At 63.7% G+C, this 22210-nt stretch carries 23 protein-coding genes; 13 read left to right on the plus strand and 10 right to left on the minus strand.

The window, feature by feature from the left end; genetic code table 11:
* From JFC13_RS05360 to JFC13_RS05370, 3 genes are all read left to right on the plus strand, one after another.
* On the plus strand, positions 1-1410 hold the full coding sequence (locus tag JFC13_RS05360; RefSeq protein WP_198396047.1) for a glycosyltransferase: 1410 nt from the start codon (positions 1-3) through the stop codon (positions 1408-1410).
* Between the two features lie 67 nt (positions 1411-1477).
* Positions 1478-1999 carry a YbjN domain-containing protein gene (locus JFC13_RS05365; protein WP_332839336.1) on the plus strand — a complete coding sequence of 174 codons (522 nt, stop codon included), beginning with the start codon at positions 1478-1480 and terminating at the stop codon, positions 1997-1999.
* Positions 1996-2352: an iron chaperone gene (locus tag JFC13_RS05370; protein WP_332839337.1), complete on the plus strand. Its 357-nt coding sequence runs from the start codon at positions 1996-1998 to the stop codon at positions 2350-2352. Before JFC13_RS05365 ends, JFC13_RS05370 begins: the two co-directional genes overlap by 4 nt.
* A gap of 3 nt (positions 2353-2355) precedes the next feature.
* Here the strand turns inward: JFC13_RS05370 and JFC13_RS05375 are convergent, their stop codons facing one another.
* Both JFC13_RS05375 and JFC13_RS05380 read right to left on the minus strand, forming a co-directional pair.
* Positions 2356-3003 (minus strand): GNAT family N-acetyltransferase, encoded by a 648-nt coding sequence (locus JFC13_RS05375; RefSeq protein ID WP_332839338.1) that lies wholly within the window; start codon positions 3001-3003, stop codon positions 2356-2358.
* Entirely contained in the window at positions 3000-4115 is a 1116-nt protein-coding gene (locus JFC13_RS05380; RefSeq protein WP_198396049.1) for a bile acid:sodium symporter family protein, read from the minus strand. Before JFC13_RS05380 ends, JFC13_RS05375 begins: the two co-directional genes overlap by 4 nt.
* A gap of 129 nt (positions 4116-4244) precedes the next feature.
* Between JFC13_RS05380 and JFC13_RS05385 the strand changes: the two genes are divergently transcribed.
* On the plus strand, positions 4245-4988 hold the full coding sequence (locus JFC13_RS05385; protein WP_198396050.1) for a phosphoglyceromutase: 744 nt from the start codon (positions 4245-4247) through the stop codon (positions 4986-4988).
* A gap of 67 nt (positions 4989-5055) precedes the next feature.
* On the opposite strand, the gene JFC13_RS05390 is transcribed toward JFC13_RS05385, so the two are convergent.
* The gene (locus JFC13_RS05390) at positions 5056-5991 is read right to left on the minus strand and encodes a LysR family transcriptional regulator (protein WP_198396051.1); all 936 of its coding nucleotides are present in this window, start codon (positions 5989-5991) and stop codon (positions 5056-5058) included.
* A 71-nt stretch (positions 5992-6062) separates the two neighbouring features.
* Here JFC13_RS05390 and JFC13_RS05395 point away from each other — a divergent pair, with 71 nt between their 5' ends.
* Positions 6063-7013: an EamA family transporter gene (locus JFC13_RS05395; protein WP_198396052.1), complete on the plus strand. Its 951-nt coding sequence runs from the start codon at positions 6063-6065 to the stop codon at positions 7011-7013.
* Between the two features lie 20 nt (positions 7014-7033).
* On the opposite strand, the gene phoU is transcribed toward JFC13_RS05395, so the two are convergent.
* Entirely contained in the window at positions 7034-7696 is a 663-nt protein-coding gene (gene phoU, locus JFC13_RS05400) for a phosphate signaling complex protein PhoU (RefSeq protein ID WP_198396053.1), read from the minus strand.
* Positions 7697-7912: 216 nt separating this feature from the next.
* On the opposite strand from phoU, the gene JFC13_RS05405 reads away from it, so the two are divergent.
* Together JFC13_RS05405 and JFC13_RS05410 are read left to right on the plus strand one after the other, a co-directional pair.
* Positions 7913-9280, plus strand: a complete 1368-nt coding sequence (locus JFC13_RS05405) for a sensor histidine kinase (RefSeq protein WP_332839339.1) — start codon at positions 7913-7915, stop codon at positions 9278-9280.
* Positions 9277-9960: a response regulator gene (locus JFC13_RS05410; RefSeq protein ID WP_198396054.1), complete on the plus strand. Its 684-nt coding sequence runs from the start codon at positions 9277-9279 to the stop codon at positions 9958-9960. The genes JFC13_RS05405 and JFC13_RS05410 overlap by 4 nt, the downstream gene beginning before the upstream one ends.
* A 158-nt stretch (positions 9961-10118) precedes the next feature.
* On the opposite strand, the gene JFC13_RS05415 is transcribed toward JFC13_RS05410, so the two are convergent.
* Entirely contained in the window at positions 10119-10691 is a 573-nt protein-coding gene (locus JFC13_RS05415; RefSeq protein ID WP_198396055.1) for a hypothetical protein, read from the minus strand.
* Positions 10692-10976: 285 nt separating this feature from the next.
* Here JFC13_RS05415 and JFC13_RS05420 point away from each other — a divergent pair, with 285 nt between their 5' ends.
* The 4 genes from JFC13_RS05420 (at position 10977) to JFC13_RS05435 (ending at position 14023) form a co-directional block, all read left to right on the plus strand.
* On the plus strand, positions 10977-11459 hold the full coding sequence (locus JFC13_RS05420) for a CarD family transcriptional regulator (protein WP_009883639.1): 483 nt from the start codon (positions 10977-10979) through the stop codon (positions 11457-11459).
* 41 nt (positions 11460-11500) lie between these two features.
* On the plus strand, positions 11501-12463 hold the full coding sequence (locus JFC13_RS05425) for an IspD/TarI family cytidylyltransferase (RefSeq protein WP_232488202.1): 963 nt from the start codon (positions 11501-11503) through the stop codon (positions 12461-12463).
* 2 nt (positions 12464-12465) lie between these two features.
* On the plus strand, positions 12466-12990 hold the full coding sequence (gene ispF / locus JFC13_RS05430; protein ID WP_198396110.1) for a 2-C-methyl-D-erythritol 2,4-cyclodiphosphate synthase: 525 nt from the start codon (positions 12466-12468) through the stop codon (positions 12988-12990).
* A 259-nt stretch (positions 12991-13249) separates the two neighbouring features.
* Entirely contained in the window at positions 13250-14023 is a 774-nt protein-coding gene (locus JFC13_RS05435) for a hypothetical protein (protein ID WP_198396056.1), read from the plus strand.
* Here the strand turns inward: JFC13_RS05435 and JFC13_RS05440 are convergent.
* The 5 genes from JFC13_RS05440 to JFC13_RS05460 form a co-directional block, all read right to left on the minus strand.
* Positions 13993-15405 carry an amino acid permease gene (locus JFC13_RS05440; RefSeq protein ID WP_332839340.1) on the minus strand — a complete coding sequence of 471 codons (1413 nt, stop codon included), beginning with the start codon at positions 15403-15405 and terminating at the stop codon, positions 13993-13995. The two genes, JFC13_RS05435 and JFC13_RS05440, sit on opposite strands and share 31 nt — an antisense overlap.
* A gap of 187 nt (positions 15406-15592) precedes the next feature.
* Positions 15593-16264, minus strand: a complete 672-nt coding sequence (locus tag JFC13_RS05445) for an MBL fold metallo-hydrolase (RefSeq protein WP_198396057.1) — start codon at positions 16262-16264, stop codon at positions 15593-15595.
* Positions 16264-17355: an S-(hydroxymethyl)mycothiol dehydrogenase gene (locus JFC13_RS05450; RefSeq protein WP_198396058.1), complete on the minus strand. Its 1092-nt coding sequence runs from the start codon at positions 17353-17355 to the stop codon at positions 16264-16266. Before JFC13_RS05450 ends, JFC13_RS05445 begins: the two co-directional genes overlap by 1 nt.
* Positions 17356-17697: 342 nt before the next feature.
* Complete coding sequence (locus tag JFC13_RS05455; protein WP_198396059.1) at positions 17698-17802, minus strand: methionine/alanine import family NSS transporter small subunit; 105 nt, start codon at positions 17800-17802, stop codon at positions 17698-17700.
* On the minus strand, positions 17802-19370 hold the full coding sequence (locus JFC13_RS05460) for a sodium-dependent transporter (RefSeq protein ID WP_198396060.1): 1569 nt from the start codon (positions 19368-19370) through the stop codon (positions 17802-17804). The genes JFC13_RS05455 and JFC13_RS05460 overlap by 1 nt, the downstream gene beginning before the upstream one ends.
* Before the next feature lie 295 nt (positions 19371-19665).
* Between JFC13_RS05460 and cysS the strand changes: the two genes are divergently transcribed.
* Entirely contained in the window at positions 19666-21117 is a 1452-nt protein-coding gene (gene cysS / locus JFC13_RS05465; protein ID WP_198396061.1) for a cysteine--tRNA ligase, read from the plus strand.
* Positions 21118-21195: 78 nt separating this feature from the next.
* Positions 21196-22131, plus strand: coding sequence for a 23S rRNA (guanosine(2251)-2'-O)-methyltransferase RlmB (gene rlmB / locus JFC13_RS05470; protein ID WP_198396062.1), 936 nt, complete (start codon positions 21196-21198; stop codon positions 22129-22131).
* Positions 22132-22210 lie beyond the last annotated feature (79 nt).

Here is a 22210-nt window from a genome sequence, read left to right on the forward strand (position 1 = left end):
GTGCGCATATCCGTTCTCTCCCTCCACACCTCGCCCGCGGCTCAGCCGGGCCAGGGCGATGCCGGTGGCATGAATGTCTACGTCGACCAGTCGGTGCGCGCATTGGCAGCAGCCGGCCACGTGGTCGACGTCTTCACCGCCGACCCGAGCGGTATCGATGGACTGGGCGGGCGCGCCGGCAATCTGCAGATCGCTGAGAACGTCCGACTCCACCAGCTGCCGATCGATGCAGCCAACAAGGATGAGCTTGCCGATGCCATCGACGAACTCGCGCTGCTCCTCCTGGCAGAGCCGAGCTTCACCTCAGCCGATCTGATCTGGGCGCACTATTGGATCTCCGCCGAGGCGGCACTGCGGGCTCAGGAGCTTCGCTCCCAGGAGACACCGGCTCAGAAGTCATTGGCGCAGGAGTCACTGACGGCGGTCTCCGACGACGCGACCAGATCGGGTGAACGTCCTCGAATCGTCGTCAGCATGCACACGATCGGCGCGGTCAAGAACCGCGACTCAGAGACCAGCCACGAACGGCCTCAGCGCTTGGAAGCAGAGGAGAGAATCGCCTCGGCGGTGGACCTGATCGTGGCCAACACCCCGGCAGAGCGTCGCGATCTCATCCACGAACTCGGCGCCGAAGCCGACGTCGTAGTGGTGGCCAGGCCCGGCGTCGACCACGACCTGTTCTCCCCAGGAGATCGAGCCGAGGCCAGAACAGTTCTGGGTCTCGCACCAGAGGAATTCGTCGTCCTCTATGTGGGGCGGATGCAGTTCATCAAGGGAACCGACGTCGTCGTCGATGCGATCTCCGGCCTGCGAGAGGACAACCCGCATCTGGCATCTCGGACGCGTGGAATCCTCCTCGGCGCAGTCTCGGGCCAAGAGGCTCCGACTGGATCCTCGCCGTACCTGCGCGAACTGAACTCAGCGATCGCCGCCGAACCCAGCGTCGAGGTGCGACGTCCCGTCCCCGCTCATGAACTCGTCACCTACTACCGCGCGGCGGACATCCTTCTCGTCCCCTCACGCAGCGAATCATTCGGTCTGGTCGCGGCCGAGGCTTCGGCATCGGGCCTGCCCGCCATCGCCTCGGCGGTGGGCGGCCTGCCCGACATCGTCGAACACGGGTATTCGGGCGTGCTCATCGCCGATCACAACCCTCGGCATTGGGCCATGGCTCTCGAGCGGATGCTCCTCGACGACGAACTGCGACGCGAACTCGCACTCCATGCCGCCGATCGCTCGACTCGATTCGACTGGTCGACCACGGCGGCGAGTGTGCTCGGCGCCCTCGACGTGCCGGATCTGACCCTGACCACGACGATGACGACCACAGAGCAGATGACGGGCACAGACGAGACAGCGGCTGCGGAAGAACTGGCTCCGAAGCCGCGACTGGTCGGCCGCGGCTGCTGAAGAACTCAATGGATTGCCGATGGAATGAATCGAATTGCGACGAAACGAATCGTTGACGGAAGGACACATGATGACGACCGACACCGAGACGATTCTGGCCGGAGTGAGGCAGTGGGCGAATGAGAACGAGGTCGAAGTCGACGCCGTTGAGGACACGCAGATCGCCGTAGTTCTGCCGGGAGAGAAGAAGCTGAAGACGACCGTGTCGATCACCATCTCTGCGCGAACGGTACAGCTGCAGGCGTTCGTCATTCGCCATCCGGATGAGAACGCCGAGGAGTTCAACCGCTGGCTGCTCATCAAGAACATGAAACCAGGCCCGGTGTCGTTCGGCATCGACACCCTCGGCGATGTGTATCTGCGAGCCAGCGTTCCCCGGGACCGACTTCTCGAGGAACTCGACTCGCTGCTCGGGGCTATTCTGGCGACCGCCGACTCCTCGTTCAACGAACTTCTGCTCATCGGCTTCCTCACCGGAATGAAGAAGGAATGGGCCTGGAGGATCAGTCGCGGGGAGTCGACGCGGAACCTCGCTGCCTTCGAAGGCCTCCTCAGCGGACCGGACAACGAATTTCTGGAGCAGGCGTGAACGTCGACGAATACATCGCCGGCTTCGACGATGTGCACAAGCAGGAATTTCTGAGCCGCCTCCGGGAACTCAGCCGCGCCGCTGCGCCCACAGCTGAGGAGGGCCTCAAGTGGGGGAACCCTGCCTATTTCGTGAGCACGATCCTCTTCGCCTTCGCTGGCTACGCCAAGCACGCGAACTTCGTCTTCACCCCCAGCACCAAAGAGGCCTTCGCCGATCGGCTGAGCGGATTCGACACCGGAAAGGGTTCGATCAAGCTCTACTACGATCGCGAGATCCCCACCGACCTGCTGGCGGAGATGATCGCCCACCGCATCCGCGAGTTCGAGGTCGACGGCGTGAAGTGGATGTGAGTCTCAGCTCAGGTCCAGTTTGAGCCCTTCGTGACTGGCCTCGTAGCCGAGCCGTGCATAGAACCGCTGCGCATCCGTGCGCGACTTATCGGTCGTCAGCTGAGCCAGCGATGCCCCGAATCGACGTCCGCAGTCATGGGCCCATTCGAAGACCGCCGTGCCCAGACCGAGGCCCTGCGCATCAGGCCCGATCCTCACCGCCTCGATCTGCAGCCGCGTCGAACCTCGTCGTGACAGGCTCGGGATCAGCGTCAGCTGCAGGGTACCGACGACGGCAGCCGATCCGGTGTCGGAAGGTTGTGCCTGCCCACCCTCATCGTGGTTCTCGGAACCGTCATGATGGGTCGCGGAACCTTCGTGATAGCTCTCAGAACCTTCGTGATGGGCCTCGGAACAGTTGGTGACGTCGGCGATCGTGACCAGAAGCTGATTGGGATCGGAATCGATGAGGTCGAAGGCACGCTGGTAGTCGGCCACCTCCTCGGCGCCGGAACCCTCACGGGCAGCACCGAGGGCGTCATCGCGAAGCAGGGACACGAGGTCGTGCACATCGGTGTCTCTTGCCCGCCGAATCAGAAATCTCCTGTTCGCAAGAGTGATCGTCTCCTCATCGAAAGTGGAGAAGCCCGAAGAGGTCGAGGGCCCGATCACAGTGCCGACTCCTGTGCGCGACTGTCTCCGGCGATCTGCTCACGCGGCGGTTTGCCGTAGGGGCGGCGTGCGAACACCGAGGCCAGGAGTGCACCGGAGACGTTGTGCCAGACGCTGAACACAGCGCCGGGAAGAGCAGCGAGCGGTGAGAAGTACGTGGTCGCGAGAGTCGACGCGAGCCCCGAATTCTGCAGCCCGACCTCGAAGGTCATCGCTCGTCTGGTCGGAGTGTCCAACCTGCAGGCCGCGGCCACTCCGTAGCCGACTCCAAGTCCCAGGATGTTGTGCGTGATGACTGCCAGGAGCACGAGGAGTCCGGCGGTCGCGATGGAAGCAGCCGAGCCCGCGACGACGATCGCCACGATGTAGGCGATGGCAATGGACGCGAACCAGGGCAGAATCGGTGAGATCTTGTCGACGAACTTCGAGGCCACGAGCCTGACGATGACCCCGACAATGACGGGCACGAGCACCGTCTGACAGATCGAGACGAACATCGACCAGAACGGCACGTCCATGTATGAGCCGGCAAGCCACAGAGTCAGCAGGGGTGTGAGCACCGGGGCGAGGAGGGTCGACAGGGTCGTGATCGACACCGACAGAGCGGTATCGCCCTTGGCCAGGAAGGTGACGACGTTCGAAGCAGTCCCTCCGGGGGCACATCCGACGAGGATGACGCCGACCGCGATCTCAGGCGGAAGGCCGTAGAGCGTGACGACCAGGAGACCGAGCAGGGGCATTGCGACGAACTGCGTGACGACACCGAGGGCGGCGATCCATGGCTTCTTCGCGATCCGAGCGAAGTCCGGCAGCGTCAACGTCAGACCCATGAAGAACATGACGATTCCGAGAGCCCAGGTGATCGAGGGCGCGAGCGGAGTGAACGTGTCGGGGCTGAGGAACCCGAGAACTCCGGCGATGACGACGAGGACCGGCAACGCCGTCACAGCGATGATCGAACTGCGATCGGAGTTCGGCAGCTGGGGCTGAGGAACCGATGACCCTCCCGCCTGCGGTGGCGGGGTCGGCGAATGCGAGCTCGACGACGGCGACTGTGGGTTCGGCGAGGGAGGCTGCGAGCTCGACGACGGAGGCGTAGGGGTGTCAGACATGAGTTCAGGCTATCCGGGCATATCGGGATGCAAGATCGAGTGCCGAATAGTGAGAAAGATCTCGGAAGCAGGTCGACCAGAGGGTGGGCGGCTCTGTGCGCGTCAGCACGGTCGTGCAAAAATGGTGGCATGACGCATAACCTCATCCTGCTGCGCCACGGCGAGAGCGAATGGAACCAGAAGAATCTGTTCACCGGTTGGGTCGACGTGACCCTGACGGACAAGGGGCGGGCTGAGGGCCAGCGGGCCGGCGAGCTCCTGCGCGAGGCCGACCTCATCCCCGACGTCGTGTACACCTCCCGCCTCAAGCGGGCCATCCTCACCTCGAATCTGGCGCTCGAGGCCGCCGATCTCTCCTGGCTCGACGTCCATCGCACCTGGCGACTCAACGAACGCCACTACGGTGCGCTGCAGGGCAAGAACAAGAAGGAGATCCGCGAGGAGTTCGGCGAGGAGCAGTTCATGACCTGGCGCCGCTCCTTCGACACCCCGCCGCCAGCTCTCGGCGACGCCTCTGAGTTCTCGCAGGCAGGAGATCCGCGCTACGCCAACCTCGGCGATTCTCTGCCTCGCACGGAATGCCTGGCCGACGTCATCGACCGCCTCCTGCCGTACTGGTACGACCGGCTCGTCCCCGAACTCACCGTCGGACGCACCGTGCTCGTCGTCGCCCACGGCAATTCGCTGCGTGCCCTCGTCAAGCACCTCGACGGAATCTCCGACGCCGACATCACCGGCCTCAACATTCCCACCGGCATTCCGCTGCACTACGAGCTGACCGAAGACTTCACCCCGGTCAAGCCCGGTGGCACGTACCTCGATACGGCTGCTGCCGAAGCTGCGATCGGTCAGGTCGCCAACCAGGGTCGCTGAGGCTCAGACTCTCGCTCGCTCAGACTCTCACCCGCTCAGACTCTCACCCGTTCAGACTCTCACCCGTTCAGACTCTCCCTCGCACAGGCTCGCACTCACCCGCCGCCACCTCGGCGACCGCCTTCATCTGCTCAAGGAGAAGGACGATCGCCGGGGATGCGCTCATCGAGGCCCGCCATACGAGGTAGATCCAGCGGGCGATGCTCGGATCGTCGAGTTCGACGACGGTGACGTCGGCGGGCAGGTGCGGCCGTCCCAGCCGCGGCACCAGCGCGAGCGCCCCGACTGCCCGGACGAACTCGATCTGAGTGTCATACTCCATCGCCCAGTATTCGATCTGCGGTTCGGCGTTGAGGGGATCGAAGAGCGCGGTGAGCCAGCGATGGCATACGCCGTTGCGCGGTGCCGAGACGAAGACCTCGCGGAGGAGATCCTGCCGGGTCACGAGATGGCGTGAGGCCAGATGGTGGTCACGATGCATGACGATATCGGCCCGGTCGACGGTGATGAGCTCGGAATTCAGCGTCGAGGGCAGCTGGGGAGGGCCCTCCCGCCAGTCGAAGATCAGCGAGGCATCGATCCGACCGACCGTGACCATGTCGATGAGCTCATCGGGCTCCTCCTCGATGTTGGTGATCGTCAGCTCCGGCGCGGTGGTCTTGAGCAGCGGCAGGGATGGCACCAGCACCCCGCGGATGCCAGTCGAGAATCCGCCCACCGTGATCCGACCTCGAGGTTCGCCCGACCTTGCCCGAGCCTCGGTCTCGAGGCTTTCGAGGTCCTGGAGCAGCTCGGCGCCGCGACGGCTGAGCTCACGGCCCATCGGAGTCAATGCGATCCCCCGTCCGGTGCGCTCGGTGACCGGTGAGCCGAGATAGCGCGAGAGCTTCTGCAGCTGGTGGCTGATGGCCGCCGAGGTGTAGCCGAGTGCATCGGCAGTCGCAGTGACGGATCCGGCCGAGTCGAGAGCAACCAGGGTGCGCAGGGCGAGAGTGTCAATCATCAAATAATGTTAACGAAACCACGCATTTATATTCAATGGAATTTTGATGCAATGGCTGGGATCCTGGAGGTATGCGTCCCGTCCACTACATGCTTGCCCTGCTCGTCGTCGTTCTCTGGGGCGTCAACTTCATCTTCATCGACTTCGGACTGCGGGACTGGCCGCCGCTGCTCCTCGTCGCTGCCCGCTTCACGCTCGTCGTGATCCCGGCGATCTTCTTCGTCAAGTACCCCAGAGGGAATTTCCGACGCATCGTCCTCATCGGCGTCTTCATGTCCGCCGGTCAGTTCGGACTCCTCTACACCGCCATGTTCCTCGGACTGCCTGCGGGCCTGACATCGATCGTGATCCAGATTCAGGCCGCCTTCACGGTGCTCGTCGCGGCCCTTGTGCTCAAGGAGTTCCCGAGTCGACGCCAGATCATCGGCATCCTCATCGGCCTGTCGGGACTGTGCGTCATCGGCCTGAGCCTCCAGGCATCGGTGCCGATCGTCGCCTTCCTCGTCGCGCTCGCCGCGTCCTTGTCCTGGGCGATCGGCAATGTCATCGCCCGCGGAGTCAAGGAGGGCACCAACGGTGTGCAGATGACCGTGTGGTCGGCCATCGTGGTCCCCGTGCCGCTGTTCGCGCTCTCGATACTCGTCGACGGCCCCGCCGAGGTGGCTCACGCTGTTGCGAACCCGACCTGGGGAGTCGTGGCTTCGGTCGTCTACACCGCCGGCTGCGCCTCACTCATCGGCTACGTCATCTGGAACTCGCTGCTTGCAAGATTCCCGGCATCGCAGGTGGCGCCGTTCTCACTGTTGGTTCCCCTGGTCGGTGTGCTCTCGGCCTGGCTTGTCCTCGGAGATCGTCCCACCGTTCCCGAGCTCATCGGCGGAGCCCTCCTGCTTCTGGGCGTCGCTGTCACGACGGGTGTGCTGAAGACGATCGCACGCAGCATCTGGGGAACGAACCGGAGGCAGCGGAAGGTCATCGCCAGCGAAAAGCCCGAGGTCGAACATTCGTCGACCTCGGGCTGATTCGGTGTTTCAGGTGTCTCTCACTTCTTCGACAGGTACGGTTCCCAGTTGCCGGTGAGCAGGTATTCGACCTTCTGGGACACGGACACAGCGTGGTCGCCGAAGCGCTCGTAGTAGCGCGAGAGCAGGGTGACGTCGGCGATGTGGCGCGGGGCCAGCGAACCGGCGGGCGCCTCGGCCAGCTTGCCGAAGATGCTGAGGTGCAGTTCGTCGAGCTCTTCGTCGATCGCATTGATCGTGGGCACGGCGGTCAGGCCCGGGTTCGACAGCAGGTTCTCCGTCGCCTCGGCGATCTTCTCTCCGGATTCGCCCATGCGGGTGAATGTGTCGGTGAAGTGGTCGGGGATCGCTGACTCCGGGTAGCGGATGCGAACCTGCTGGGCGATGTGGCGCGCCAGGTCGCCCATGCGCTCGAGCGAAGCGGACATCCGCAGCGAGCCGATGACCGCGCGCAGGTCGGCGGCGACGGGAGCCTGCAGGGCCAGCATCTCAGCGGCCTGCTGGTCGAGGGCGTACTGCATGTGGTCGATCACGGCGTCGGCTTCGATGACCTTTTCGGCCAATTCGAGGTCGTTGCTGCGCAGGGACTGGTTCGCCAGGCGCATCGCCTCGTGAACCTTGACGGACATGTCGACTAGCTGCGTGGCCAGCTCGTCCAGTTCATTTCTGAAGACTTCGCGCATTGACAACGGTTCCTTAATCTCGTGGATCTTGTGCAAGGGAAGGTGCCTCGGATCGTCCTGGGTGCGGACAACTGTCCGGTCAGGACAGGCACACTGTGTCAGCTTGACACCATTGGATGAACGTTGTCTGGCGTGCAGGTGAATTCCTCGGCAAAAGCGGCGTTCTGATGCCGATTCGGTGCCCCTGTGAAGCAGACTGCGCATAAGCTTGATGACGTGGACCTCTTGATCGTAGCGGTCCTGACCGGCATCGTCGGTCTGGGACTGGGCATAGCGGGAATTCTGGCGTTTCGTTTCAGCGAACGCTCCCGTGATGCTGCCGATCTGCATTCTGAGGACGACCTGCCCGAAGGCATCGCCGAGGTTCTGGCTGTGCTGCCCTCGGCCGCGATCGTTCTCGACGCCGGCGATGACGTCGTCAAAGCATCCCCGGCCGCGTATACATTCGGGCTGGTCAGAGGTCATTCCCTTGCCTCTCCCGAGATGCTGCGCATGGTCGGCCGAGTCCGCTCCAGAGGCCTCATCGAAGAGATCGAACTCGAACAGAAGCGCGAACAGACGGATTCGATCCTGCGGTTCCTCCACGCTCGTGTGGCGCCTTTGGGCACGGCCTTCGTCCTCGTCCTCTGTGACGACCAGACCGAGTCCAAGCGCGTTGACTCCATTCGGCGAGATTTCGTCGCCAACGTCTCCCACGAACTCAAGACCCCCATCGGCGCGATGTCCCTCCTCGCCGAGGCGGTCACCGACTTCTCCGATGACCCGCAGGCCGTCGAACGCTTCGGCGGTCGCATGCAGCGGGAGTCGAAGCGGCTGACCCAGCTGGTGCAGGAGATCATCGACCTGTCCCGCGTCCAGGACCACACCGCTCCGTCTGCGACGGAGAAGATCTCCGCCGCCGAGGTGGTCGATGATGCCGCTGATCGTGCCCGCACGCGTGCCGAAGGCAAGAACATCCATATCGAGGTCTCGCCACCGGGCAGGATGCTCATCGAGGGCAACTACGAACTCCTCGTCAATGCGGTGCGCAACCTCATTGACAACGCCATCAACTACTCACCCGACGGCACTCGCATCGGCGTCGGCGTCGAACTCGTCGACGAACGCGTCGAGATCTCCGTCGCCGACCAGGGCATCGGTCTCTCCACTCAGGACACCGAGCGTGTCTTCGAACGGTTCTACCGCGTCGACCCGGCGCGCTCGCGCATCACGGGTGGAACCGGGCTGGGGCTGAGCATCGTCAAGCACATCATCGCCACCCACGGCGGACAGGTGAAGGTCTGGAGCCGCCTCGGCAAGGGTTCGACCTTCACCATCGTGCTTCCGCTGGCAGGCAACATCTCCGATGACGAAGCATCCTCCTCGGCGCCGGATGGAGTCCTGCTCGAGCACTCGGCACGAGCCGATGCCGACGAAGCTGAGGTTGAGGCAGACGCCCAGTCAGAGGGCGCAACTGCTGATGGCGCGCTTGCCGATGGCAGCACCGAGCATGACCCTGACGATGACAAGGGCGTCAGCACAGGGGAGAATGAGACAACCCAGGTTCTGAAAACCGGAAGCGAACAAAGGAAGCTCACAACGTGACTCGAATTCTGCTTGTCGAGGACGAGGATTCGTTCTCGGACCCACTGTCGTACCTGCTCGGTAAAGAAGGATATGAGGTGACAGTCGCCGATGACGGTTTGAAGGCTCTCGCAGAGTTCGACCGCAACGGCGCCGACCTCGTTCTGCTCGACCTCATGCTGCCGGGAGTCTCCGGCACCGAGGTGTGTCGAGAGCTGCGTGCGAAGTCCAGCGTGCCGATCATCATGCTCACGGCCAAGGACTCGGAGATCGACAAGGTGGTGGGACTCGAGCTCGGCGCTGACGACTATGTGACCAAGCCCTACTCCTCGCGAGAACTGCTGGCCAGGGTGCGAGCGGTGCTGCGCCGCAACGTCGAGTCCGAAGCATTCGACGACGAGTCGGTGCTCGAAGCCGGGGGAGTCCGCATCGATGTCGAACGTCACTTCGTCAGCGTCCGTGGCGAAGAGCTGTCGATGCCGCTGAAGGAGTTCGAACTGCTCGAGATCCTCATCCGCAACTCCGGCCGGGTGATGACACGTGGTCAGCTCATCGATCGGATCTGGGGAGAAGACTACGTCGGCGACACGAAGACCCTCGACGTCCACGTCAAGCGTCTGCGTGCCAAGGTCGAGCAGAACCCCTCGGAGCCGCGCCTGCTGACCACGGTGCGCGGACTCGGCTACAAGTTCGAAGCCTGACTACGACCACCCGCAGAGCGTGACTGCGCGCAGAGCCTGATCGCCCGCAGCGGGAGCACTCACGGCACCTGCGCCGAGAGACTCACAGCTGACACAGAAGGAGCCGCCCACATCGTGTGGGCGGCTCCTTGAGGTATACGGCTCTTGTGCGGCTGGATTCAGCCGTTGATGCCGGTGGCTTCGCCGGACTGTGATGCGTCTTCGCCGGGCTGAGTGGCATCCTCGCTGGGTGACTCCGATGGTTTCTCGGTCGGTACGTACTGTTCGTAGTACGGCAGAGAATTCGACAGGACCTGAGTCCGGATCGTCTTCTCGTCGCTGCCGACCTTGACGGTGACGTCGGCCAGGTCGCCGGGCTTCGCCTTGAGGCTGTCCACGATGACCGGCTTCGATGACGTCGACGCCGAGCTCTCCGGGTCCTGAACGAAGGTTTCGCCGGCCTTGACCGACTCGGTGGTCGTCTTCCCGCCGACGTCCAGGGACACCTTGGCAGAGGAATCGCCCTTGTTGATGAGTGTGAAGAACAACTGGGCCGGGCCCTTGCCGGACTCGTCCATGACGAGCATCAGACCGCGGACCTCGACGTCTCCGACCGATCCCCAGGCACCGTCACCGGCGTTGTAGTGGTACTCGGCGGTCTGGTGAGGTGACAGCAGGCTTGCACATCCGCTGACGGGAATGATGAGAGCGAGTGCGGCAACTGCGAGTGCCGCGCGGTTGTGCCGTTTCATTGTGCTCCTTGAAGTGGCAATACAAGATCAATCTGTATACTACCCGGTTTTTGACCGGCCGTAGAACCCGGAATGGGACCGGACGAGTTCCCGCTGTGAGAACTCCAACAGAGCCCAGGCCCGGTGGCACGGGTTCTGGCCGCGAGAATTTCGGTATCGCCTGAGATGAGCCCGCGTTCGGCAAACCGCGCAGCGGAGCCTAGCACGAAGAATCCGCAGCCTGAATGATTTCTGTGGCGCGCCTCATGGTAAACTGGAAGTCCGCGAAAGGGGTTTGAAGAGAATATGAGTTTCGAGGTCGGCGACACAGTTGTCTATCCACATCACGGTGCAGCGACAATCCAAGATATCAAGAAACGAACCATTAAAGGTGAGGAGAAACTGTATCTCAAGCTCCAGGTCGCCCATGGTGATCTAGTGATCGAGGTTCCTGCGGAGAACTGCGACCTCGTCGGTGTGCGAGATGTCGTCGGTGAAGAGGGTGTTGAGAAGGTATTCAACGTCCTCCGCGCGGAATTCGTCGAAGAGCCCACGAACTGGTCTCGTCGCTACAAGGCGAATCTTGAGAAGCTGCAGTCCGGCGACGTGATCAAGGTTGCCGAAGTCGTTCGTGACCTGTGGCGTCGCGAGCAGGACCGCGGCTTGTCGACCGGTGAGAAGCGCATGTTGTCCAAGGCCCGTCAGATCCTCGTTTCTGAACTCGCATTGGCTGAGAAGAAAGAGGAATCCGAGGCCGAGGCCATTCTGGACGAAGTGCTTGCGTCCTGAATATCTGCGTCATCGTTCCGGCCGCAGGGTCGGGAACGCGCTTGGGCAGTGCAGACCCGAAGGCCCTCGTCCGGCTGAACGGGAAGAGCCTTCTGGCTCGCAGTCTTGAGACGATCATCTCCTCGGGAGTTGCTTCCACAATTGTGGTTGCCGCTCCCGAGGAGTTTCTAATGCGTGCCCGCAATGAAATCGATTCCATTTCAGAATCGGGCGCAGAAGAATCGGAATCCAGTATTGCTGGAATGCGAATCACAGCTGTAGCAGGCGGAGAAGATCGAATCGAATCCGTGCAATTGGCCTTGAAATATGCCGGTGACGCAGACATTGTGCTGGTCCACGATGCTGCCCGGGCACTGACACCGTCCGAGGTCTTCCGGCGAGTGGCCGATGCTGTCAGCGCCGGCGCCGAGGCGGTCGTTCCCGTCCTGCCCATGACGGACACCGTGCGCCGCGTTGAGAGCCGCCCCGCAGCGCACTCGGATCACCGTCAGGCCATGAACGATCACCGTGCCACCACGAACGACGGGCCCCGGGCACCTCAGTCGCAGCCAGACGCAAACGGTTGGCAAGTTGTGGTCGAATCCGGTGCTGAGAACGACCAGAAGTTACCAACCGTTGAGGTCCTCCACGGCGATCTTGACCGTTCGCAACTGCGCCGCGTCCAAACTCCTCAGGGTTTCACTGCCAGCACCCTGCGTCGAGCCCACGAGAGATACGAAGACGATCTGGCCGCCTCGGGACCGGGAGGCCTTACAGCCACGGATGATGCGGGTCTCGTCGAGCGCCTCGGTGTCGATGTCGTCGCCGTTGACGGTGACGAGGAAGCACTGAAGATCACCTACCCGCTCGACCTCGTACTCGGTGAGCACATCGCGAAGAAGCGGGACGCGGGAGCGACTCGGGATGCGGGAGCGACTCGGGATGCGACGCAGCGGGAGCAGGCGACTGTCGATGCGGGACCGAATGGCGCGAAGCCGAACGCAGCGAGCGAAGGAGAGCAGTGACGATGACCATGGTGATTCCGCGTACCGGCATCGGAGTCGACGTGCACGCCTATTCCGACGATCCCGAGCGTGAACTCTGGGTCGCGGGCCTGAACTGGCCCGGTGAACGTGGGCTCGAGGGCCATTCCGATTCCGACGTTGCCGCACATGCGTGCTGTGATGCGCTGTTCTCTGCCGCAGGAATCGGCGATCTGGGTCAGCATTTCGGCGTCGACCGGCCCGAGTTCGTCGGTGCCTCCGGGGCCGCTCTCCTCGCCGAGGCGGCACGTCAGGTCCGTGCGGCAGGCTACGAGATCGGCAATGTCTCCGTCCAGGTCATCGGCAACCGCCCGAAGATCGGCACGAGGCGACTCGATGCTCAGCATGCGCTGTCTGCGGCAGCTGGGGCCGAGGTATCAGTGTCCGGGACGACGACCGATGCGCTCGGTCTGACGGGGCGCGGTGAAGGCGTCGCAGCCATCGCGAATGCTCTTGTCTATCCCATTGCGCGCGACGACGCGTCGGTGGCAGCGCCGAGACCGCAGTGAGCAGTGCATGAAGGTCCTGTTCCAGGGAGCCGGGGCGATCGGCCTCGCAGCTGCGGCGCTGTTCGGACGAGGACACGAAGCGGTGGTCGTCTCACGGTCGGAAAGTTCGAATTCAGACCCAATGCGGGCGCGAAGCGCCGCATATCCGAGACGAGTGCGCGCCTTCGGACAGCGGCTGGTGTGCCGAGTGCCTGTGCGTCGGGAACCTGGGCAGGGGACGGCGCCTGTGTGCCGAGTGCCTGTGGTCGATTGGGCTGCGGTGAGTTCGGAATTGTGGGACCTCGTGGTGCTGACGACACGGCCGGGTGACCTCGACGAGGATGTTGCCTCATCGATTCTCGCTCTTCGTCCGGGCCTCATCGCGATCACCAGCCAGGTCGACGGGGACCGGTCCGTTGCTGCGTCGATGTTCCCTGATTCCGAGATCCTCGTCTTCTCACCCGCACTCCTGTCAGAGCGAACAACGGGACGCAACGTCAGTTATTGGCATCCGCCCGGGATGCCCGTGTTCATGGCCAGCGGCCGCGGCGAGACCGTGCGAGGACTGCGGCGCAGGCTCGGCGGCCTCATCGTCGGTGTACCGGCCTTCATGATCTCCGCCCCGCCGGCGGTGTTCATTCCCTACGTCGCTGAACTGAGTGCTCGCGAGGGGAACTGGGCCGGTCTGAGGTCGCACCTGCGACGGCCCACGCGGGCAGCCGCGGAGGCTGTGCATGCCGTCACCGGCGTCTGGATGCCGATGTCGGAACGAGGTGCCGGGCTCGTCCTCGACGCGTTGGAGCGATTCGTGCCCATCGACGTCACTGAGTATGCGGGCCGACACTTCGGCCGCCACGAGGGCCAGACACTCGACATGCTCGACGGATGGCTCAGCCGAGCAGCCGAACGAACCCCCGCGAGGGCACAGCCGCTGACGCCAGCCATGCGCCGATCACCGACGCCCACCCCAGTGACGGGACAGCCGCCGATCCCAGCGCAGTCCTCGGCCCTTCGAGAACTGGTTCAGGCCCTGCGCTTACGCGTGACCAGGTAGCCGATTCCGTAGAGTGCCGCGGTGAAGACCAGGGTGCCGAGTATCTGGATGCGCACGGACTCCACGGTCAGACCGAGGATGATGATCATGGCGATGCCCGCCAGCGTCGCATAGGACAGCCAGGGGAAGAGCCACATCTTCAGCGGCAGTTCTTCGCCGGCGGCCTCGGTACGGCGGCGGATGATGATCTGGGAGATCAGTGTCACGACCCAGGTGACGATGAGCGTGGACCCGACGATGTTGAGCAGCACACCGAGCACTTCGGCGGCCCAGAAGTAGTTCAGGGCCACTGCCACGAATCCGAACGCCGAGGTGGCCAGCACCGCGATCATCGGGACGCCGCGTCTGGTCGTGCGGCTCAGTCCTGGCGGAAGCATCTTCCGCTCGGACATGGAGAACGCCATTCGGGAAGCACCATAGATGTTCGCGTTCATCGATGACAGCAGTGCGATGACGATGACCGCGGCCAGGAGAGAGGCGATGACGGGGAGACCAGCGGTGTCGAGGACCGCGACGAAGGGTGACTCGGCCAGCCGTTCGTCCTTCCAGTCGAGCACGAGCACGATGATTGCCACGGAGCCGATGTAGAGGAACAGGATTCGCCACACAATGGTCTTGATCGCCTGTGTCACGCTGCGACTCGGGTTCGCGGTCTCGGCGGCGGCGACCGCCACGATCTCGATCCCGCCGAAAGCGAACGCGACGACGAGGAGACCGGCCGCAACACCGGGGAGACCTGTGGGCATGAACCCATCAGCGAAGATGGTCTCGGGCGGTTGTGCCGGGGTCCAGCCGAACAGGAATGCGGCGCCGAGGACGAGGAACAGGGTCACGAAGGCGACCTTGATGAGGGAGAACCAGAACTCGAACTCACCGAAGCTGCCCGAAGTGGTGAGGTTGATCGCGGTGAAGATGACCATGATGGCCAGAGCGATGACCCATTGTGGGACCGACGGCACATAGCTGGCCGCGATCTGTGCAGCGGCAGTGGCCTCGGCGGCGACGACGAGGCAGAGTTGGACCCACCACAGGGCGCCGACGGCGAATGCGGCGGCAGGACCCATCGCTCGGCCGGCGTAGTGGGAGAAGGCGCCGGGATTCGGGTCGGCAGCCACGAGCTCCCCGAGTGCTCGCATGACGAAGATGACGATGAGCCCGGCAACCACATAGGAGATGAGGACGGCTGGTCCGGCAGCCTGGACACCGGCACCCGAACCGACGAACAGGCCGGCGCCGATCGCCGATCCGAGGCTCATCATGACCAGGTGGCGAGGCTTCATTCCGACCTTCAGGCCGGCTCCGGCCTTCGACGCATCAGGCGTCGGAGACGACGATGACGAGTCAGCAGGAACAGGGGGCTGTGAGGAATGAGAATCAGGCACCAGATGAGTGTATCTCGTGGCTGCAATCACGAGACAGCGCAGTCGAAAGGAAGAGGTGCCGTGGTCGCGTCTGCGACCACGGCACCTCTGTCCGGGGTTCTCTGTTTCTGCGGTCCGGTGCGGTGCTCGGTGATCGGATCGATCGCCTGCTCACGCACCACCTCGGCGAATCAGAGAACGAGGATTCTCACGCTCCGCGTTTGACCCAGTCCTCCAGCGACGGAGCTTCGGCACCGATCGACGTCGCCTCGCCGTGTCCGGTCAGGACGATCGTGGCGTCGGGCAGCTTGAACAGGACGTCTCTGATCGATTCGATGATCGTCTCGAAGCTCGAGTGCGAACGACCGGTCGCGCCGGGGCCTCCGTTGAAGAGCGTGTCCCCGGAGAAGAGGACAGGCCCGACAGCACTGCCAGCACCCGCAGATGCCGGGATCGGCAGGCCGGTCTCGACGAAGAAGCAGGTGGAGCCGGGGGAGTGGCCGGGTGTGTGCAGGGCCTTGATCCTCACGCCGCCGACGTTCCAGGTATCTCCGTCGGAGATCTCCGTGTCCGGGCGGTAGCTGTCATAGGTCATGTCCCAGAGGACGTGATCCTCGGGGTTCAGATGAACGGGTGGGTTGCCCACACGGTGCGCGAAATCGCGGACGACTCCGACATGGTCATCGTGACCGTGAGTCAGCAGAATCGCTTTGACCTCACGCGCACCGACCTTCTCCGCGATGGCGTTGACGTCGTGCGCGGGATCGATGACGATGACTTCGGAGTCGTCGCCGATGATCCATACGTTGTTGTCGACGTCCCAGGTTCCGCCGTCGAGCGAGAACGTTCCGGACGTGACCAGATGTTCGATTGCCGTCATCAGAGCTCCACCACCGATCGCAGTACCTTGCCTTGACTCATCTTCTCGAATGCCTCCTCGACGTCGCCGAGCCCGATGCGCTCAGACACGAACTTCTCCAAAGGCACGCGTCCCTGCTGATACAGGTCGACGAGCATCGGGAAGTCCCGTTCGGGCAGGCAATCACCGTACCAGGAGGACTTGAGGCGACCGCCGCGGCCGAAGACGTCGAGCAGCGGAACGCTCAGCTCCATCTCCGGGGTCGGCACGCCCACGAGCACCACGGTGCCCGCGAGGTCACGGCCGTAGAAGGCCTGTCGCCAGGTTTCAGGTCGGCCGACCGCGTCGATGACGACGTCGGCGCCGAAGCCTCCGGTGAGTTCCTGGATGGCCTCGACGACTTCGTGCTCGCTCTTGCCGCGGGTATTGACCGTGTGGGTGGCTCCGAGGTCCTTCGCCCAGTCGAGCTTCTTGTCATCGAGGTCGAGGGCGATGATCGTGCCGGCACCGGCCAGCGCAGAACCGGCGATGGCCGAGCAGCCGACACCACCGCAGCCGATGACAGCCACGGTCTTGCCGCGGGTGACCTCGCCGGTGTTGATGGCGGCACCGATTCCGGCCATGACACCGCAGCCCAGCAGACCCACGACAGCGGGATCAGCCTCGGGGACCTTGGTGCACTGTCCGGCCGCGACCAGGGTCTTCTCTGCGAAGGACCCGATGCCCAGTGCGGCTTCGAGCTCGGTGCCGTCGGGCAGGGTCATCTTCTGCGAAGCGTTATGGGTGTCGAAGCAGTACCAGGGTTCGCCGCGCTTGCAGGCCCGGCACTCACCGCAGATGGCGCGCCAGTTGAGGATGACGAAGTCGCCCACCTCGACGTCGGTGACGCCTTCGCCGATCTCCGAGACCGTGCCGGCCGATTCGTGGCCGAGCAGGAACGGATAGTCGTCGCTGATTCCGCCCTCGCGGTAGTGGAAGTCCGTGTGGCAGACGCCGCACGACTTCACATCGACGACGACCTCGCCGGGTCCCGGGTCGGGGATGACGATGTCTGTGAGTTCGACCGGCGCCCCCTTGCTGCGGGAGATGACACCTTTGACCGTCTGTGGCATTGCGTCTCCTAGTGCTCTTAGGCGTTGTGCTCTTCTGCATTGGCAAAGGCCATGTGCGCCCACCGAAAAGTTCGTACAACCCCCACCCTAACCAGGCAGGGCGCTCGCGACCAGTGCGCCCGCCGAATGAGAATTCAGGTCCGAAGTCGGGTGATGCGAGAGGTCCGAAATCGGGCTGAGCGAGAGGCCTGCAGCCGGTCAGGGCGAGGGCGAGACGAGCGGCGAGACGAGGGGCGAGACGAGGGGTGAATCGACGAGGGCGGCTCGATGCCTTTCGTCAGGTGTCGAACCGCCTTCGTCGGAACAGATCTCGGGTGTGAGGTCACCATCTGTCGGTGATGATCACTCCCCGTCCGGGTGTTTGCGCAGGTGCATGATTGCGGCGATGAGGCCGCCCCAGACGGTGACCATGGCGATGACCATCATGACGATTGCTGAGGTGTCCATCAGTGTGCTCCTCCGTGAGTGGTGTTCGTGCGATTCTCTTCGGCCACAGAATCGGCGACGGCCGCTTCAGCCGCGTCGAGTGTCTTCTGGGGCCATTTGATCAGGGTCAGGACGATCGAGGCGATGATGAGCAGTCCGATCATGCCCCAGCCGAAGGTGCCCGTGAGGACGACTGGATAATCTTCGTAGCCCTCGGTCGAGTAGGTGATGATCTGGGTGATGAGCATGTAGATGAGCACGATGGTCGTGAGACCGCCGAGGATGATCATCCAGAGCCAGCCCACCTTGAAGCTCGAGATCGCGTTGAGGTGATCTCGCAGGACAGGAAGCCTGCGGGCGATCCAGCCGATGGTGATGAGCGCGACCACGGCGCCGCCGACGATGCCGATGTTGTTGGCCCAGGCATCGATCGTGTCGAGGACGTAGAGGCCGGTGACGGTGGGCATGAGCAGGATCGAGATGACTGCCATGATTCCGCCGACGAGCAAGGTGGAGGCCTGGTCGCCGAGGCCGAACTTCTCACGCACTGCCTGGATCGGGACCTGCACGATCGAGATGATCGAAGTCAGTCCGGCGAACACGAGGCAGGCGAAGAAGGCGAAGCCGAACAGTGCGCCTCCCGGCATCTCCGAAATCAGTGTCGGGAACGCCATGAACGCGAGTCCGATGCCGCTGTCGGCGACCTCGGAGACCTGCGTGCCCTGCGCTGCGGCCATGAAGCCGAGAGCTGCGAAGACGCCGATGCCCGCGAGGATCTCGAACGCGGAGTTCGAGAAGCCGACGACGAGACCGGCACCGGTCAGGTTCGTCTTCCGCTTCAGGTAAGAGGCGTAGGTGATCATGATGCCGAAGGCGATCGACAGTGAGAAGAAGATCTGTCCATAGGCCGCGATCCATACTGCCGGATCGCTCAGTGCCGCGAAGTCCGGAGTGAACAGTGCGTTGATGCCGTCGAAGGCGCCCGGCAGGAACAGGGCCCGGACGACGAGCGCGAGGAACAGGACGACCAGCAGCGGGATGAAGATCTTCGAGAATCGCGCGATGCCGTTCTGCACACCGGCCAGGAGGATTCCCAGCGTGGCGATCCACACGAGGATGATCGGAATCAGGATGCCGGGGACGAACTCGAACGAGATGCCCGGGTCGCTGGCGTGGAGGAACGTCTCGGTGAAGAAGCCGGTCGCGTCATCGCCCCATGCCTGGTTGAGCGAGAAGAACATGTAGCAGCCGGCCCAGCCGATGATGGCTGCGTAGTAGATGCCGATGAAGAAGGCCACACCGGTCTGGAACCAGCCGATGGGCTCGGCGACCTTCGACGCCATCCGGAACGCCAGCGGCGCTGAGCCACGGGACCGGTGGCCCATTGCGTAGTCGAAGAACAGCAGCGGAATGCCGGCTGTCAGAAGAGCGACGAGGTAGGGGATGATGAAGGCGCCGCCGCCGTTGTCGTACGTGATGTACGGGAAGCGCCAGATATTGCCGAGGCCGACTGCCGATCCGATGGCTGCGAAGATGAACGCGCCGCGGGTGGCGAAGACCTCCCTCTGGGGTGATTTGGTGGAAGACACGGTGTTCCTTTCTGTCCAACCACATTGTTGTGAGGCTGATGCCGGTATGACGGTCTGCTGTGACGAAATCGCCGGCAAGCGAGCGTACCGCCTACGAGGGTAGCCTCGTGATGAAGCAAGCGCGGTCGCGTTGACTTGCTCCCCAGCATACTGGGAGGTCTCTGTGAAACGTGCCCCAAGTCACGTGAGCTGTGTAACACTCTCATATCAAATGTCGGACACGTCATAGTCGTTCCCGAGTCGTGATGCCCGCGCAGACAGCAACACCACGCTTGTCCCCGGTAGACTTGTGTGCGTGACTATTGCTCTGTACAACACCGCCAGCCGCACCACCGACGAACTGCGCCCCGTCAATGCCGGGCACGTGGGCATCTACGTCTGTGGTGCCACGGTGCAGGGCGAGCCGCATATCGGCCATCTGCGCTCGGCCTCGGTCTTCGACCAGCTTCGTCGTTGGCTGATGTACCGCGGCTACAGCGTCACCTTGGTCCGCAACGTCACGGACATCGACGACAAGATCCTGTCGAAATCCGCCGAGGAGGGCCGACCCTGGTTTGCCCACGCATTCAAGTACGAGCGGGCCTTCACCCAGGCCTATGCCGCCCTCGATGTGCTGCCACCCAGCTACGAACCCCGCGCCACCGGGCACATCACCGAGATGATCGAACTCATCGATCGACTCATCGACGCGGGGTATGCCTACCCGGCACTCGACGACAGCGGCGATGTCTACTTCGCGGCCGCCTCGTGGGCGGACTATGGGGAACTGACCAACCAGCGCCTCGAGGACATGGAACCCGCGAACGATGCGGACATGCGGGGCAAGAAGGACGCCCGGGACTTCGCGCTGTGGAAGGCGCACAAGCCCGGCGAGCCCGGCACCGCCTCGTGGCCGGCTCCTTGGGGTCGGGGCCGACCGGGCTGGCACATCGAGTGCTCGGCCATGTCGACGAAGTACCTCGGCAAGAATTTCGACATCCACGGCGGTGGGCTTGACCTGCGCTTCCCTCATCACGAGAACGAGTTGGCCCAGTCGCGTGCGGCTGGTGACCGGTTCGCCAACATCTGGATGCATTCGGGCCTGCTCAACGTGGGCGGGGACAAGATGTCGAAGTCGCTCGGCAATTCGGTCTTCGCCTCCGAACTCTTCCACCGCTACAGCCCGCTGGCCGTGCGCTACTTCCTCACCGGTGCCAGCTACCGGTCGATCCTCGAGTTCTCACCTGAGGCCATGGACCGGCAGACGGCCTCGCTCGAGCGCCTGGCGAACTTCCTCCAGCGGGCCCGGCAGGCGCTCGGAGACGGGGCACCCGCACTGCCCGATGTCAGCGACTCCTACCGCGGTCGCAGCGTCGACGTACCCACGGAGTTCGCAGCGGCACTCGACGACGACCTCGGCGTGCCCCGTGCACTGTCCGTGGTCTTCGCAAAGGTCACCGAGGGTGCGAAACTCCTCGACTCCGGCCAGGACCGGAACACACTCACGCAGATCGTCGCCGAGGTGGAGCTGATGCTCGATATCCTGGGAGTCAATCCCAGCGCCGAGGCGTGGGCCGGCTCAGGAGCGAATGCGACGGTGGAATCGGCGCTGGATTCCCTCGTCGATGCGCTCGCCGGACAAAGGTCCGCGGCGAAGGCGGGAAGGGACTTCGCCACCGCCGATGCGATCCGCGACAATCTGGCATCCGCTGGAATCGTCATCGAGGACACGGCCGACGGTTACCGCTACCACGTCAAGGACAGCTGACCCGCTGCACTCTGCTCAGAAAATCTCTCCTGGTGACGAACTCCGGTTCGTGACCACCTACGACTCTTAAGGATTCACATGGCTTCCAACCCACGCGCCGGCGGCTCGAAGAAGGGCCCGACCAAGGGCTCCGGCGGCAAGAACAAGCGCAGCCTGCAGGGCCGCGGACCCACGCCCAAGGCCGAGGACCGTGTCTACCACAAGGCACACAAGACGGCAGCGGCGAAGAAGGCCTCAAGCGCCAATCAGGCCAGGCGCCGCAAGAAGGAGAACGGTCCGAACATGGTCGCCGGGCGCAACTCGGTGCTCGAGGCTCTGCGCGAGGACGTTCCCGCAACAGCGATGTACGTCGCCGGGCGGATCGACTCCGATGACCGTGTCCGGGAAGCCATCACCCTGGCCACCAAACGCGGCATCTCGATGCTCGAGGCGAGCAAGCCCGACCTCGACCGGCTCACCGACGATGCGATCCACCAGGGCATCGCCCTGCAGATCCCGCCCTACGACTACGCCGAGCCCCGTGACCTGCTCGAGGTCGCAGCCGACCGGGCCGAGGCTCCGCTGCTCGTCGCCCTCGACGGCATCACCGACCCCAGGAACCTCGGTGCCATCGTGCGTTCCGCCGCGGCCTTCGGCGGTCACGGGGTCATCATCCCGGAGCGTCGTGCCGCCTCGATGACCGCAGCTGCGTGGAAGACCTCCGCCGGTGCAGCTGCGCGCATCAAGGTCGCCCAGGTCGTCAACTTGGCCCGTGCCATCGACGAGCTCAAGAAGCAGAACGTCTTCGTCGTCGGACTCGACATGGACGGAGACGTCGAGCTGCCGGAGCTGACCTTCAGCCGTGACCCGCTGTGCATCGTCGTCGGCTCCGAGGGCAAGGGCATCTCTCGCCTCATCGCCGACAAATGCGATCAGATCGTCTCGATTCCGATCGCCGCGACCACGGAGTCCCTCAACGCGGGAATCGCCGCAGCTGTGTCCCTCTACGAGGTCGCCCGCACCCGCCGCGCCTGACCTCCACTCCCGAGCCCGCTACAACTACCTGACGGCGGCTCAACAACCTCGCGCGAGGTTGTTGAGCCGCCGTCAGGTA

Source organism: Brevibacterium antiquum (assembly GCF_016107655.1).
GTDB lineage: Bacteria > Actinomycetota > Actinomycetes > Actinomycetales > Brevibacteriaceae > Brevibacterium > Brevibacterium antiquum.

Excerpts from the sequence above, each read along its gene's own strand:
- phoU (WP_198396053.1), bottom strand. The coding sequence starts at position 7,696 with ATGCGCGAAGTCTTCAGAAATGAACTGGACGAGCTGGCCACGCAGCTA.
- JFC13_RS05415 (WP_198396055.1), bottom strand. The coding sequence starts at position 10,691 with ATGAAACGGCACAACCGCGCGGCACTCGCAGTTGCCGCACTCGCTCTC.
- JFC13_RS05420 (WP_009883639.1), top strand. The coding sequence starts at position 10,977 with ATGAGTTTCGAGGTCGGCGACACAGTTGTCTATCCACATCACGGTGCA.
- rlmB (WP_198396062.1), top strand. The coding sequence starts at position 21,196 with ATGGCTTCCAACCCACGCGCCGGCGGCTCGAAGAAGGGCCCGACCAAG.
- JFC13_RS05455 (WP_198396059.1), bottom strand. The coding sequence starts at position 17,802 with ATGGACACCTCAGCAATCGTCATGATGGTCATCGCCATGGTCACCGTC.
- JFC13_RS05450 (WP_198396058.1), bottom strand. The coding sequence starts at position 17,355 with ATGCCACAGACGGTCAAAGGTGTCATCTCCCGCAGCAAGGGGGCGCCG.
- JFC13_RS05395 (WP_198396052.1), top strand. The coding sequence starts at position 6,063 with ATGCGTCCCGTCCACTACATGCTTGCCCTGCTCGTCGTCGTTCTCTGG.
- JFC13_RS05365 (WP_332839336.1), top strand. The coding sequence starts at position 1,478 with ATGATGACGACCGACACCGAGACGATTCTGGCCGGAGTGAGGCAGTGG.
- JFC13_RS05385 (WP_198396050.1), top strand. The coding sequence starts at position 4,245 with ATGACGCATAACCTCATCCTGCTGCGCCACGGCGAGAGCGAATGGAAC.
- JFC13_RS05445 (WP_198396057.1), bottom strand. The coding sequence starts at position 16,264 with ATGACGGCAATCGAACATCTGGTCACGTCCGGAACGTTCTCGCTCGAC.
- JFC13_RS05390 (WP_198396051.1), bottom strand. The coding sequence starts at position 5,991 with ATGATTGACACTCTCGCCCTGCGCACCCTGGTTGCTCTCGACTCGGCC.
- ispF (WP_198396110.1), top strand. The coding sequence starts at position 12,466 with ATGACCATGGTGATTCCGCGTACCGGCATCGGAGTCGACGTGCACGCC.
- JFC13_RS05380 (WP_198396049.1), bottom strand. The coding sequence starts at position 4,115 with ATGTCTGACACCCCTACGCCTCCGTCGTCGAGCTCGCAGCCTCCCTCG.